This window comes from Pseudomonas sp. H3_E07 (assembly GCF_054668895.1).
This window is the reverse complement of the sequence record NZ_CP162795.1, coordinates 2,833,834-2,848,105: the sequence shown is the minus strand read 5'-3', so window position 1 is coordinate 2,848,105 and position 14,272 is coordinate 2,833,834. Positions and strand designations below refer to the sequence as shown.

11 protein-coding genes are annotated in these 14,272 nt (G+C 61.0%); 5 read left to right on the top strand and 6 right to left on the bottom strand.

What is annotated here, in order from left to right; all coding sequences use genetic code 11:
- Positions 1-2 precede the first annotated feature (2 nt).
- Positions 3-248: a hypothetical protein gene (locus tag AB4O08_RS12880; RefSeq protein WP_137205824.1), complete on the bottom strand. Its 246-nt coding sequence runs from the start codon at positions 246-248 to the stop codon at positions 3-5.
- Here AB4O08_RS12880 and AB4O08_RS12875 point away from each other — a divergent pair.
- Entirely contained in the window at positions 247-1,539 is a 1,293-nt protein-coding gene (locus tag AB4O08_RS12875; RefSeq protein WP_042571084.1) for an autotransporter outer membrane beta-barrel domain-containing protein, read from the top strand. The genes AB4O08_RS12880 and AB4O08_RS12875 overlap by 2 nt on opposite strands.
- A gap of 76 nt (positions 1,540-1,615) precedes the next feature.
- Here the strand turns inward: AB4O08_RS12875 and oadA are convergent, their stop codons facing one another.
- Positions 1,616-3,424: a sodium-extruding oxaloacetate decarboxylase subunit alpha gene (oadA, locus tag AB4O08_RS12870; protein WP_010207617.1), complete on the bottom strand. Its 1,809-nt coding sequence runs from the start codon at positions 3,422-3,424 to the stop codon at positions 1,616-1,618.
- An 11-nt stretch (positions 3,425-3,435) separates the two neighbouring features.
- Positions 3,436-4,851 (bottom strand): acetyl-CoA carboxylase biotin carboxylase subunit, encoded by a 1,416-nt coding sequence (locus tag AB4O08_RS12865; RefSeq protein ID WP_003195732.1) that lies wholly within the window; start codon positions 4,849-4,851, stop codon positions 3,436-3,438.
- Between the two features lie 196 nt (positions 4,852-5,047).
- Here AB4O08_RS12865 and AB4O08_RS12860 point away from each other — a divergent pair, with 196 nt between their 5' ends.
- Positions 5,048-6,022, top strand: coding sequence for a LysR family transcriptional regulator (locus tag AB4O08_RS12860; protein ID WP_236266749.1), 975 nt, complete (start codon positions 5,048-5,050; stop codon positions 6,020-6,022).
- On the opposite strand, the gene AB4O08_RS12855 is transcribed toward AB4O08_RS12860, so the two are convergent.
- The 3 genes from AB4O08_RS12855 to AB4O08_RS12845 form a co-directional block, all read right to left on the bottom strand.
- Positions 5,952-6,149 carry a PA3496 family putative envelope integrity protein gene (locus AB4O08_RS12855; protein ID WP_021492569.1) on the bottom strand — a complete coding sequence of 66 codons (198 nt, stop codon included), beginning with the start codon at positions 6,147-6,149 and terminating at the stop codon, positions 5,952-5,954. The genes AB4O08_RS12860 and AB4O08_RS12855 overlap by 71 nt on opposite strands.
- A gap of 161 nt (positions 6,150-6,310) precedes the next feature.
- A complete protein-coding gene (hexR, locus tag AB4O08_RS12850) occupies positions 6,311-7,177 on the bottom strand; it encodes a transcriptional regulator HexR (protein WP_003177007.1) in 867 nt (288 codons plus the stop codon).
- 161 nt (positions 7,178-7,338) lie between these two features.
- Positions 7,339-10,212, bottom strand: coding sequence for an EAL domain-containing protein (locus AB4O08_RS12845; RefSeq protein ID WP_010207621.1), 2,874 nt, complete (start codon positions 10,210-10,212; stop codon positions 7,339-7,341).
- Between the two features lie 247 nt (positions 10,213-10,459).
- On the opposite strand from AB4O08_RS12845, the gene uvrD reads away from it, so the two are divergent.
- From uvrD to AB4O08_RS12830, 3 genes are all read left to right on the top strand, one after another.
- Positions 10,460-12,643 carry a DNA helicase II gene (uvrD, locus tag AB4O08_RS12840; RefSeq protein WP_010207622.1) on the top strand — a complete coding sequence of 728 codons (2,184 nt, stop codon included), beginning with the start codon at positions 10,460-10,462 and terminating at the stop codon, positions 12,641-12,643.
- A gap of 213 nt (positions 12,644-12,856) precedes the next feature.
- Complete coding sequence (locus tag AB4O08_RS12835) at positions 12,857-13,729, top strand: Tim44 domain-containing protein (RefSeq protein ID WP_460114167.1); 873 nt, start codon at positions 12,857-12,859, stop codon at positions 13,727-13,729.
- A 135-nt stretch (positions 13,730-13,864) separates the two neighbouring features.
- The gene (locus AB4O08_RS12830) at positions 13,865-14,272 is read left to right on the top strand and encodes an SMI1/KNR4 family protein (protein ID WP_010207624.1); all 408 of its coding nucleotides are present in this window, start codon (positions 13,865-13,867) and stop codon (positions 14,270-14,272) included.

Here is a 14,272-nt window from a genome sequence, read left to right as displayed (position 1 = left end):
GGTCAGTCGCTCCATTTACGACGGACCTTGACCACGCCCATCTGCAAGCCGAAGGGGCGGAACACCGCGTTCAGCGATTTCAGGGTCTGATTGCCTTCGCCGTGTTCGATACGCGGCCACAGCAGATGCGTTTTTAATCGCGCCGGACTAGAGACAACTCCCGCAAACCAGGGGTAGTTGGCCTGACAGTTATCACCCCGCGATCTCGCTAAATTCCCGGCCTCATTCATCAGAGGTTGGGATTTCATGTCCTTTACACAACACCGACTCGCACTTGTCATTGCCCTTGCCCTCAGCGCCGCCAGCCTTCAAACCGCGCAGGCGCGAGGCGATATCGAATACCTGCCGTATCCGTTTCAACCCGACGATGCGCTGCCCGACGCGTGGCCTTACGAGCCCGAAGCCAACGCGGAGCCCCTCGACGGTTATCTCACTCAGAAAGCGACCTCCCACAATGGCTTGCAGGTGGCCAAGGTGCTGGAGCCCGCGTTGATTCGGTTACTGGAGTCCGGAGAACTGAACTCCGAGCAAATCAAAGCCCTGGAAAAATTCGGCGATGCACTGGGCAAACAACCCGGAGGGATCGGCGCAAGCCTTGAGCAGTTGGCCGGCAGCCAGAACGCCAACCTTGCCACGGCAACGCACAACACCACGCAGCACCTGAGCAACCAATTGCTCTCGACCCTGCGCTCGTTGCCCACCGACGACGAAGGCCACGTCTGGGTGCAAGGCTTGGGCAACGGCGGCAGCCTCGACAAACAAGGCGGCAGCGCCGGGATGAAATACGAAAGCCAAGGCCTGTTGCTGGGTGCCGACTGGGCACTGGATGACGCGTGGAGAGTCGGTGTCATCGCCGCGAAATCCACCAGCAACCTCGATGCCCAACGTTTCTCCGCCAACTTGGACAGCTGGCACCTGGGGGGTTATGCCGTGCGCCAGGACGGACCGCTGGCCCTGCGCCTGGGTGCGATCTACAGCGACCATGCTGGCCAGAACAAGCGCAACGTCAACCTGCTTGATTACAAGGAGCAGCTAAAGGGCAAATACAACGCTCAAAGCCAAACCCTGTTCTCTGAAATGGGCTATCAATTGGGCGTCGCGGATCTGAGCATCGAACCCTTCGCAGGCCTCGGCTTCCAGCGCTACCACCGCGACAGTTTCAAGGAAACGGGAGGTCTGACCGCGCTGAACGTCGGCGCACAAACCCAGCAAAACCTGAGCAGCACTTTTGGCCTGCGCTTGGCAACGCTGTATCGATTCGATAACCAGATCAGCCTCACACCTCACCTCAGCACAAGCTGGAAACACCTCTACGGCGACGTCGACAGCCAGGTCCGCCAGTCCTATCGAGCCCTGCCGGCCATGGCAGACGGTTTCACCATCAATGGCACCTCGCTGGACCGCAATAGCCTGGACCTGCACGCTGGCCTGGACCTCGCGTTGTCGACACAGCACACCGTAGGCCTGACCTACAGCGTCCAAGCCGGTACAAACAGCCGTAACCAAGGCTTGATGGGCCAATGGAAGATGAGCTTCTAAACCTGCCAGATTTCGGGCAAAAAAAAGGGGGGGCACCTGCCCCCCCGAGGATTAAACGGTAGTTTCGAAGGCTGGATCAGCCTTCGATTTCAATCAGGATTTCGCCAGGGTTGACCCGGTCGCCCTTGGCCACATGAACCGCGGTCACCTTGCCGGCAATAGCGGCCTGCACTTCGGTTTCCATCTTCATGGCTTCGGTAATCAGCACGGCCTGGCCGGCCTTGACCACGTCGCCTTCCTTGACCAGCACGTCGACGATATTGCCCGGCATTGCGGTGCTGACATGACCCGGCGCCGTAGCGTGCTTGCGGTTGCTGCTGCCACCGCTGACAAACTCGTTGAGCGGTTCGAACACCACTTCTTCCGGCATGCCATCGATGGAAAGGTAGAAATGGCGCTTGCCTTCAGCCTTCACGCCCACACCGGTGATGTCCACGCGGTAACTTTCACCGTGCACGTCGATCACAAATTCAGTCGGTACGCCCTCGCCACCGACGCGCGCCACGCCGCCGGCTTCAGGGATCGGCAACAGCACTTCAGGCGCCAGGGTGCCGGCGTCGCGTTCTTCGAGGAACTTGCGCCCGATGTCCGGGAACATGGCATAGGTCAGCACGTCTTCTTCAGACTTGGCCAACGCGCCGATCTCGCCGCGCAGCTTGGTCATTTCCGGCTTGAGCAGGTCGGCCGGGCGTACGTCGATCACCTCTTCGCTGCCGATGGCCTGGCGACGCAGTTTCTCGTTCACAATGCCTGGCGCCTTGCCGTAGCCGCCTTGCAGGTAGAGCTTCACTTCGTTGGTGATGGTTTTGTAGCGCTCGCCAGCCAACACGTTGAAGAACGCCTGGGTGCCGACGATCTGCGAGGTCGGAGTGACCAGCGGCGGGAAGCCGAGGTCTTCACGCACACGCGGGATTTCCGCCAGCACTTCGTTCATGCGGTTGAGCGCACCCTGCTCTTTCAACTGGTTGGCCAGGTTGGAAATCATCCCACCGGGCACCTGGTTGACTTGAACGCGGGTATCGACCGCGGTGAATTCGCTTTCGAACTGGTGGTATTTCTTACGCACGGCGTAGAAATACAGGCCGATTTCCTGCAGCAGTTCCAGGCTCAGGCCAGTGTCGAATTCGCTGCCTTTAAGGGCGGCGACCATCGACTCGGTGCCTGGGTGGCTGGTGCCCCAGGCGAAGCTGGAGATGGCGGTATCGATGTGGTCGGCACCGTTTTCGATGGCCTTGAGCTGGCACATCGCAGCCAGGCCGGCGGTGTCGTGGGAGTGGATGAAGATCGGCAGGCTTTGCTCGGCCTTCAACGCCTTGACCAGTTCGCCGGTGGCGTACGGCGTCAGCAGGCCGGCCATGTCCTTGATCGCAATCGAGTCGCAACCCATGGATTCCAGCTGCTTGGCCTGGGCCACAAAAGCTTCGACGGTGTGCACCGGGCTGGTGGTGTAGGCGATGGTGCCTTGGGCGTGTTTGCCGGCGGCTTTCACCGCTTCGATCGCCACGCGCAGGTTACGCACGTCGTTCATGGCGTCGAAAATGCGGAATACGTCGATGCCATTTACGGCAGCCTTGGCGACGAAGGCTTTGACCACGTCGTCGCTGTAGTGGCGGTAGCCCAGCAGGTTCTGGCCGCGCAGCAGCATCTGCAGGCGAGTGTTGGGCAACGCGGCGCGCAGTTTGCGCAGGCGCTCCCACGGGTCTTCCTTGAGGAAGCGCACACAGGCGTCGAAGGTCGCGCCGCCCCAGACTTCCAGGGACCAGTAGCCGACTTTGTCGAGCTTGTCGCAGATCGGCAGCATGTCGTCGGTACGCATGCGGGTCGCCAGCAACGATTGGTGGGCGTCGCGCAGGATGGTGTCGGTTACGAAGATTTTCTTGCTCATTCTTATATTCCTCACAGGCCTGCGTGGGCGGCGATGGCGGCGGCGATGGCCAGGGCCAGCTCTTCGGGTTTGCGCTTGATCGAGTAGTTGGTCAGCTCAGGGTGGCTTTCCACAAAGCTTGTATTAAATTGGCCGCTGCGGAATTCCGGATTGCGCAGGATTTCCTGGTAGTAGGCGGCGGTGGTCTTCACACCTTGCAGGCGCATGTCGTCCAGGGCTCGCAGGCCGCGGTCCATGGCTTCTTCCCAGGTCAACGCCCACACCACCAGTTTCAGGCACATGGAGTCGTAGAACGGCGGGATGGTGTAACCGGTGTAGATCGCCGTGTCGGTACGCACGCCAGGGCCGCCGGGGGCGTAGTAACGGGTGATCTTGCCAAAGCTGGGCAGGAAGTTGTTCTTCGGGTCTTCAGCGTTGATGCGGAACTGCAACGCGAAACCACGGTGCTGGATGTCTTCCTGTTTCACCGACAGCGGCAGGCCGGAGGCGATGCGAATCTGTTCGCGGACGATATCAATACCGGTGATTTCTTCGGTGATGGTGTGTTCCACCTGCACCCGGGTGTTCATCTCCATGAAGTACACCTCGCCCTCGGCGAGCAGGAACTCCACGGTGCCGGCGTTTTCGTAACCCACGGCCTTGGCCGCACGCACCGACAGGTCGCCGATGTAGGCGCGCTGTTCTGGGGTCAGCTGGGGGCTGGGGGCAATCTCGATAAGCTTCTGGTTGCGGCGCTGGATCGAGCAATCGCGCTCGAACAGGTGCACCACGTTGCCAAAACTGTCACCGAGGATCTGCGCTTCGATGTGCTTGGGATTGACGATGCACTTTTCCAGGAACACTTCCGCCGAACCGAAGGCCTTGGTGGCTTCGGAGATCACGCGAGGGAAGGCTTGTTCAAGTTCTTCACGGCTGTTGCAGCGACGGATACCACGGCCACCGCCACCGGAAGTGGCCTTGAGCATCACCGGATAACCGATGCGGTCGCCTTCGGTCAGGGCTTCGTGGATATCCGCAACGTTGCCTTCGGTGCCCGGCGTGACCGGTACACCGGCCTTGATCATGCTGCGGCGCGCTTCGGTCTTGTCGCCCATGCGGCGAATCACTTCTGCCGACGGGCCAATGAATTTGATGCCGCGTTCGGCGCAAATGTCTGCCAGTTCGGCGTTTTCCGACAGGAAGCCGTAACCAGGGTGCAGCGCATCACAACCGGTTTCCACCGCCAGGTTCACCAGCTTGCGCGGGTTCAGATAGCCGGCCAGGGGCTCGGCACCAATGCTGTGGGCTTCGTCGGCACGCTTGACGTGCAACGCGTGGCGGTCGGCGTCGGAATAGACCGCGACCGAGCGAATGCCCATCTCGGCGCAGGCACGCACGATTCGTACGGCGATTTCACCACGGTTGGCGATCAGGATCTTTTTTATCACTTGGAAATTCCCTTGAGCCGATTGCTGCGTTCTTCGACCCGCTAGACCCGGGTCGGCGCGTGACCAAATGTTTCATGACAGTCGCGAGACACACACTAAGCCTGCAGAGGGATTAACAAAAATCAATAATTATTGGGTCGTGCATAAGTAAAGACTTATAGTTGGCCGGACGGCCTGGGGCGAAAGGATTGAAATAATGCGTAAATCATTGATGCGTATGACATTGCGTCAATTGCAGATCTTCAATGAAGTCTGCGATTTGCGCTCCTACAGCCGCGCAGCCGAGGAAATGTCCCTCACTCAACCGGCCGTGAGTCTGCAAATCCGCCAGCTGGAAGAGCTGATCGGCCAGCCGTTGTTCGATTATGTCGGCAAAAAGCTCTACATGACCGAGGCCGCCGAAGCCTTGCAACGCGCCAGTCGCGACATTTTCGGGCGCCTGGAAAACCTCGATATGCAGCTGTCGGATATGCAGGGTTCGCTGCAAGGCCAGCTCAAGCTGGCGATTGAGTCCAGCGCCAAGTACTTCGTGCCGCACCTGTTTGCCGCCTTCAAGCGCCAGCATCCGGAAGTGCAGTTGCACCTCACGGTAGTCAACCGCGCCCAGGTGATCCGAAGGCTCTCGGACAACCGCGATGACTTGGTGATCATGTCCATGGTGCCCCAGGACATGGGCCTGGAATTCCTGCCGTTCCTCAACAATCCGATCGTCGCCGTGGCGCCACACGATCACCCGCTAAGCCTGCAAGGGCCGCTGCGCCTGCAGGATCTGGAACCCTACACACTGTTGCTGCGCGAGCCAGGCTCCGGCACGCGACTGGCCTGCGAGGAGTATTTCAAGGAAAAACGCGTGCACTTCACCCAGGCGGTGGAAGTGGCCTCGGCCGAGGCGCAGCGTGAATGTGTATGCGCGGGGTTGGGCGTGGCCCTGCTGACGCGTCACGCAGTCAACATGGAACTGGCCACCGGCGGGCTCAAGGAGCTGCCGGTGGAAGAACTGCCGCTGTACCGCAGTTGGTGCCTGGTGCAAGCCAAAGCCAAGCGCCTGTCACCGGTGGCCCATGCGTTCCTGGGCTTTATCCGCAGCGAGCGGGTGCAGATCAGCGCACTGGCTGAGCGTTTCGCTGGGCACCCGCGGGCGCCTGCCAATGGAGTTCCGGGTAGTCACTGATGCTCTGGAGCAGTTGGCGCTCCTCGCAACGGTCTTCGATTGCGCGACGGAACGCCATGCGGCGCTGGTCTTCCTGCTGACGACGGGTTTTGACGGAGCTGTTGCTGTCTTCGTAGGGCCGGGCCATTTGGAGTCTCCCAATGCGAGTACGGGGAGTTCAGGATGGCCCTGGGCGATGACGGTTTGGCGGCGCGGGGGTTACAGGACGATGAATCTTCTAAAGCTGACGCAGATCCACTGTGGGAGCTGGCTTGCCTGCTCCCACATTTGACCGTGTGTGACTTTGAATCAATCGTCGAGGGCTTTGACCGACTTGGGCGACAGGCGAAGACTGCGCAAGCTGCGCTTCACGCTCTTGAGGTGGTTGACCAGGCTCGGCCCGCGCGCCATGGCCACGCCCATCGCCAACACGTCGATTACCACCAGATGGGCAATACGCGAGGTCAGCGGCGTATAGATTTCAGTGTCTTCATGCACATCAATCGCCAGGTTGACCGTGGACAGTTCCGCCAACGGCGTCTGGCTCGGGCACAGGGTGATCAGCGATGCACCGCTTTCACGCACCAGGTTGGCGGTGATCAGCAGGTCTTTGGAACGGCCCGACTGGGAAATGCAGATGGCTACGTCCGTAGGCTTCAAGGTCACCGCCGACATCGCCTGCATGTGCGGGTCGCTGTAGGCCGCTGCGGTGAGCAGCAAGCGGAAGAATTTGTGCTGGGCATCGGCAGCCACCGCGCCAGAAGCACCAAAGCCATAGAACTCGACACGCTGGGCCTGGGACATGGCGGTCACGGCCTTTTGCAACTCCACCGGGTCCAGCTTCTCCCGCACTTCCATCAAGGTGTGCAGGGTGGTGTCGAAGATTTTCAGGCTGTAGTCGGCGACGGAGTCGTCTTCATGGATCGCGAATTGGCCAAAGCTGGCACCCGCGGCCAGGCTTTGCGCTAGCTTGAGCTTCAAGTCCTGGAACCCGGAGCAACCGATGGCGCGGCAGAAACGCACGATGGTCGGCTCGCTGATGCCCACGCTGTGCGCCAGGTCGGCCATGGAACTGTGCATCACAGCCGCAGGGTCAAGCAGCACGTGATCGGCAACCTTGAGTTCCGATTTGCGTAACAGGTGGCGCGACTGGGCGATATGTTGCAACAGGTTCAAAGGGCAGGACTCTTGTTATGGGCAGGGCCAGGGATGTAGCAAGCTTGTAGTTATACTACAAGAATTGTCGTTTTGCCCGTCCGGCGCATCACTAAATCGCCCTGCCCCCCTTTGAATCTAAGGGCGGCCAAGTTGTAGCAACAGGGCGGCCCCAAGCATCACTAGGGAAAATCCGCATTTTTCCGTAACAAATCTGCCAGCCCTTTGGCCTCCATCGGCCGACTGATCAAATAGCCCTGCACCTCGTCACAACGTTCACCGCGCAGGAAATCCAGCTGCTGTTGATCTTCCACGCCTTCGGCCACCACTTTGAGCGCCAGCCCGTGGGCCATGGCGATGATGGCGCGGGTGATGGCCGCGTCTTCACGCCCCTGGCCCAGCCCACGGATGAAGGTCTGGTCGATCTTCACATAGTCCACGGGAATGCGTTTGAGATAGCTCAGGGACGAATAACCCGTGCCGAAATCGTCGATCGCCAGTTTCACGCCCAGGTCCCGCAGTTGCTGGAAGGTGGCGATGATGTGTTCGACGCTGTCGAGCAATTGGCTTTCGGTCAGCTCCAGCTCCAGGTATTGCGGGTCCAGGCCGGTTTCTTCGAGCACCTGGCGCACCAGGCTGACCAGCTTGCCTTGGCGCAGTTGATGCACCGACAGGTTCACCGACACCCGGATCGGCGCCAGCCCCTGGCGCTGCCATTCACAAGCCTGCCAGCAGGCTTCGCGCAGCACGAACTCGCCCAATGGCACGATCAGACCCGTCTCTTCGGCCAGGCCGATAAAGTCCCCCGGCGGCACCATGCCCCACTGCGGATGCTCCCAGCGGATCAACGCCTCGGCAGCATTCAGCTTGCCGGTGGCCAGGCAGAGTTTCGGCTGATAGAACACCGTGAGCTGGCCCTCCTCAATGGCTTTGCGCAAGTGGTTTTCCAGCTGCAAGCGCTCCAGGGTGCTGGCTTGCAGGCTGTCGGTGTAGAACTGGAAGTTATTACCGCCCAGGTGTTTGGCATGTTGCATGGCCATGTTGGATTGGCTGACCAGTGCGGAAATTTCCCGCGCATTGTCCGGCAACAGGCTGACACCCATCGAGGCACTCACTACCAGCTCATGCCCCTCCACCGTCACGGGCACCCGCAGTTTGGCCAGTAACCGCGTGGCCACTCGCGCAAGACTGGAGAGGTTGCCGTAGGCGTCGAACAGCACAGCGAATTCGTCCCCGGACAGACGCGCGATGGTGTCAGCCTCAGGTAAAGCGTTGATCAGGCGGCGCGCCATTTTCTGCAGCAGTTGGTCGGCAACTTCATGGCCGAGGCTGTCATTGAGCAATTTGAAGCGGTCGAGGTTGATGTGCAGCAACGCCAGGTTGCGCCCGCCCTGGCGTACGCGCTGGTGAGCCTCGCGCAGCCGTTCGCGGAACAGCGAGCGGTTGGCCAGGCCGGTCAATTCGTCGTAATGGGTCAGGTAGCGCATGCGCTCTTCGGACTCGCGCCGCGCCGAGAGATCGGCGAAGAAGCCCACAATGTGGCTGACTTTTCCTCGGACATCGCGCACCACATTCAATTGCAGCCACTGCGGATACAGCTCGCCGTTCTTGCGCGTCTCCACCAGTTCACCCTGCCAGGTACCGTGGCTGAGCAACGCCTGGCGGATCACTGGGAAGTGGCGGCGGGCATCGCGGCTGCTGGGCAGTTCGACCACATTGCGACCGATCATGTCGTCGGTTTCAAAACCCGTGACACGGCTGAACGCCTGGTTCACGGCGATCAGCTTGTAGTCCGGGTCAAGGATAACGATGCCTTCGCTGGCGGCCTCGAATACTGTCGACGCCAAACGCTGCTGTTCTTCCAGGGCCTTGCCCGCAGTGATATCGCGACGCGTACCCAGCATGCGCGTCACCCGCCCACTGGGCGCACGCTCCACGGCGCGGCCACGGTCTTCGATCCACACCCAGTGCCCATCGCCGTGGCGCACGCGGTATTCCACCTGGTAGTCCTCGCTGCGGCCCTTGAGGTGTTCCACCAAGGCACGCTTGAGCAGCGGCAGGTCATCAGGGTGCAAGCGCGGCTTGAGGTGGCTGAGCATGGCCGTGACGTATTCCGGCTCCAGGCCGAACAACTCCTTGAGTTGGGTGTGATGGACTTCGTCGGTTTGCAGGTTCCAGTCCCACAGGCCCAACTCACTGGCTTGCAGCGCCATGGCCAGGCGCGCTTCGCTTTTATTCAGGGCCAGATGGGTGGCGTCCAGCTCCTGACTGCGTTGCGCCACGCGGTCCTGCAGGCCGACCTGGGCTTCGCGCAGTTCGTGCTCGACCTGACGACGTTGTTCAACTTCGCGCACCAGCTCCTGATTGAGTTGCTCGCTGCGCTGTTGTGCCTGTTGCAGATGTTCGATCAGTGCCTGATTCTGAAACCGCCGCAGCAGCCCACGCTGGATCAGGCGATTGACCTGCCACGCCACCAGGCTCAAGGATGCCAGCAGGATCAGGCCCAGCACACCCCAACCGCGTTGCTGCGGGTCGCCGGTCCAGAACAGGTACAGGATCGCCGGCACCAGACACGGCAAGGCGAACGACAAGAACGCCGGCAGGCTCACGGCATAGGCCACACTGGCGGACAGCGTCGCCGCGCCGATCAGGCCGAACACCCAGGCCTGTTGCATGAAGCTATCGACCGGCACCAGCGCGATGGCGGCCGTGGCCAAGGTCAGACCGCTGACGGCCGAACCCAGCATGAACATACGCCGCCACACCGGCTGAGCCTGGCGGCTGGGCATGGCCGAGTCGAACGCCGCCACTTGGATCACACGCATCGCCACCAGGGCCAGCAGCCAGACCAGCCAGATACTGTCCAGCAGGTATTGCTTGGGGTTCCACAACAGCCAGGCGCAGACCAGGCCATTCACCAGCATCAACAGGGTCGGCAACAGCGAACCCTGATACAGCAGGCGCGTGCGCTCGACCGCCATCTCCGTGGCGTAGTGTTTGCGAAGAACCTGCGCGGGCGCCGCTGAGGGGCCGAGCAGATCAGTGCTGAAGGTCATAGGCAGTGTTCTTATAATGGTGAGCCCGAAACGTCGACGGAGCATACACAAGCAAGCGCCTGGGCCAAACTGCTCTACGTCATAAAATCTGCACGGTCTTGCGGCGCAAACTTCGGTGCCAGAGGGCTCGAGCGAGACGCCCCGCGGGCTGCGGCCATTGACCGACCGGTCATCACCCGGGCGGTTTTCCGTCGACCACCCGGCATTGGTATTTGCCCCACTTCCCCGGGGGCCATAGAATGCGCCGATGCGCGATGATCTCTCCCTTTTGCTGAACTCCCTCAACGATGCCCAACGCCAGGCCGTAGCGGCCCCTGTTGGCCGTCAGTTGGTCCTGGCCGGTGCTGGCTCCGGTAAAACCCGAGTGCTGGTGCACCGTATCGCCTGGTTGATCCAGGTCGAAAACGCGTCCCCGCATTCCATCCTGTCGGTGACCTTCACCAACAAGGCCGCTGCCGAGATGCGTCATCGCATCGAGCAGTTGATGGGCATCAGCCCGGCCGGTATGTGGGTGGGCACCTTCCACGGCCTGGCACACCGCCTGTTGCGGGCACACTGGCAGGAGGCGGGCCTGGCCCAGACCTTCCAGATCCTCGACAGCGATGACCAGCAACGCCTGGTCAAGCGGGTCATCCGCGAGCTGGGCCTCGACGAGCAGCGTTGGCCGGCGCGTCAGGCGCAATGGTTCATCAACGGCCAGAAAGACGAAGGCCTGCGCCCACAACATATCCAGGCCAGCGGTGATTTGTTCCTGGCCACCATGCGCAGCATTTATGAAGCCTACGAGGCCGCCTGCGTACGCGCCGGGGTTATCGATTTCTCCGAGCTGCTGTTGCGCGCCCTCGACCTGTGGCGTGACAACCCAGGCCTGCTGGCCCATTACCAGAAGCGCTTCCGTCACATTCTGGTGGACGAGTTCCAGGACACCAACGCCGTGCAGTACGCCTGGTTGCGCCTGCTGGCCAAGGGTGGCGACAGCCTGATGGTGGTGGGCGACGACGACCAGTCGATCTACGGCTGGCGTGGCGCGAAAATCGAGAACATCTACCAGTATTCCGAAGACTTCCCAGACGCGGTGACCATCCGCCTGGAGCAGAACTACCGCTCCACCGCCGGCATCCTCAAGGCCGCCAACGCCTTGATCGCCAACAACACCGGGCGCCTGGGCAAAGAGCTGTGGACCGACGGCGGCGAAGGCGAGGCCATCAACCTGTACGCCGCGTTCAACGAGCACGATGAAGCGCGCTACGTGGTGGAAACCATCGAAAGCGCGCTGAAGACCGGCCTGGCGCGCAGCGACATCGCGATCCTTTACCGTTCCAACGCCCAATCGCGGGTCTTGGAAGAAGCCTTGCTGCGCGAACGCATCCCGTACCGCATCTATGGCGGCCAGCGCTTCTTTGAGCGCGCCGAAATCAAGAACGCGATGGCCTACCTGCGCTTGCTGGAAGGTCGCGGCAACGATGCGGCGCTGGAGCGGGTGATCAATATCCCGGCGCGCGGCATCGGCGAAAAAACCGTCGAGGCCATCCGCGATCACGCACGCCATGCCGATGTGTCGATGTGGGAAGCCATGCGCTTGCTCATCGTCAATAAAGGCCTGACTGGCCGCGCAGCCGGTGCGTTGGGGGTGTTTGTCGAGCTGATCGAGAACCTGGCGGCCAAGTGCGCGCAAATGCCCCTGCATTTGATGACCCAGACGGTAATCGAACAGTCCGGGCTGATCGCCTATCACGAAGCGGAAAAAGGCGAGAAAGGCCAGGCCCGGGTAGAAAACCTTGAGGAACTGGTAAGCGCCGCCCGTGCCTTCGAAAACACCGAGGAAGACGAAGAGCTGACGCCGCTGGCTGCGTTCCTCGGCCACGCGTCGCTGGAAGCCGGTGATACCCAGGCCGATGAGCATGAAGACAGCATCCAGCTGATGACCTTGCACAGCGCCAAGGGCCTGGAATTTCCGTATGTGTTCCTGGTGGGCATGGAAGAAGGCCTGTTCCCGCACAAGATGAGCCTGGAAGAACCCGGCCGCCTTGAGGAAGAACGCCGCCTGGCATACGTGGGCATCACCCGCGCCATGCAGAACCTGGTGATGACCTACGCCGAGACCCGACGCCTGTATGGCAGCGAGACCTACAACAAGGTGTCACGCTTCGTACGTGAAGTGCCGAAGGGTCTGATCCAGGAAGTGCGCCTGTCCAACAGCGTCAGCCGCCCATTCGGCGGAGGCCAGCAGCAGAACTCCAGCAGCCTGTTTGCCGGCTCCGAAATCCCGGAAACCCAGTTCAGCCTTGGCCAGCAGGTCAGGCATTCAGTGTTCGGTGAAGGCGTGATCCTCAACTTCGAAGGCGCGGGTGCCCAGGCACGGGTGCAGGTGAACTTCGCCGAAGGCAGCAAGTGGCTGATGATGGGTTACGCGAAACTCGAAGCCCTCTGAGGTCTTCCCCGCTGTCAGAGCTGAAACATTTGCCTACATGAAGGTTATTGGCCCGCCCTTGTATTTAACGAGCGCGGGCCAATATCTGTAATAAGTCCTACAGACCATTCTGAATCGGTCCTACGCAAAAGCCCGAAACATTATGTCGCTAGCCAGTGTCACTACACCTGTGCAACATGGCGCGCGTGCAATCCACAAATGGGAATTCCCTTTATGAAACGTTTTCTTAGCATCGCCATGGCGTTGTGCATCGGCCTGACGATGAGCCTCGACGCCAACGCCAAACGCTTCGGTGGCGGCAAAAGTTCCGGTGCGGCACCGACTCACCAGACCAGCCAAATGGCTCCATCCGCCGGCGCCACGGGCGGTGCAGCCGCGACCGCAGGCGCAGCCGGTGCTGCCGGCGCCGCGGCCAAGGCCGGCGGTGCTTCGCGCTGGTTGGGCCCTCTGGCCGGTATCGCCGCCGGTGGCCTGCTCGCGTCCATGTTCATGGGCGGCGGCTTCCAGGGCATGCAGATCTTCGACATCCTGATCCTGGCGGTCATCGCCTTTGTGATCTTCCGCTTTATCGCCGCCCGTCGCCGCAAGCAGCAGGAGCACCTGGCTCCAGCCGGCGCGCCGATGCAGCGTGAAGTGTTCGAGCAAAAACCAGCCATGGGCTCGATCTTCGGTGGTTCTGCAGCCTCTGCTGCAGCCCGTCCGGTGATCAACGCGCCGGCTTGGTTCAACGAAGAGCGTTTCGTCGAAGCGGCCCGTAGCCACTTCCAGTCCCTGCAGCAACACTGGGACGCCAACGAAATGGACAAGATCTCCGAGTTCGTGACCCCACAGCTGCTGGAGTTCCTCAAGCGCGAACGCGCCGACCTGGGCGACGGCTTCCAGTCGACCTACATCGACGACCTGCGCGTCCAGCTGGAAGGTGTGGATGATCGCGCCGACAAGACCATCGCCACCCTGACCTTCAGCGGTGTGTCGAAGACCTCGCGTTTCGATCAGGGCGAAGTGTTCAGCGAAAGCTGGAACATGGAACGTGCCCAGGGCGACAACCAGCCTTGGCTGGTGGCCGGTATTCGCCAGAACGGCTGATCCCTGCACGCTTAGCACGCAGATACAAAAAACCCCGGACCTGTCCGGGGTTTTCTATTTCACGGTTGCACTTATAGCGAGCTACTGTATAAAACGCCCCTATAAACCGCGCCATCTAGCAAGAGGATCCCGGCCGTGGAAGAAATCATCGAACAATTGCGTGAAGCCAACGAACCGGTCCCGGTTCCTTTGGAGCTGCCTGACGAAGACCTGCTGGTGGAAATCGAGGAACAACTGTTCATCGACATCCCGTTTGTCTTCCGAGAGTTTCTGCTGACCGTCAGCGACGTGGTGTACGGCAGCCTGGAGCCGGTGACCGTCACCGACCCGCAATCCCACACCTACCTGCCAGACGTTGCCGCCAACGCCTGGGACGCCGGTGTTGATCGTAGCCTGATCCCGATCTGCCAGGACGGCGACGACTACTACTGCGTCGAAGAAGACGGCACTGTAGTGCTGTGGTCCGGCGAAGAAGAAATCGTCACCGAGGAAACCTGGGAATCGGTGTGGCACTGGGCGCGGGACGTCTGGCTGGAAAGCTGA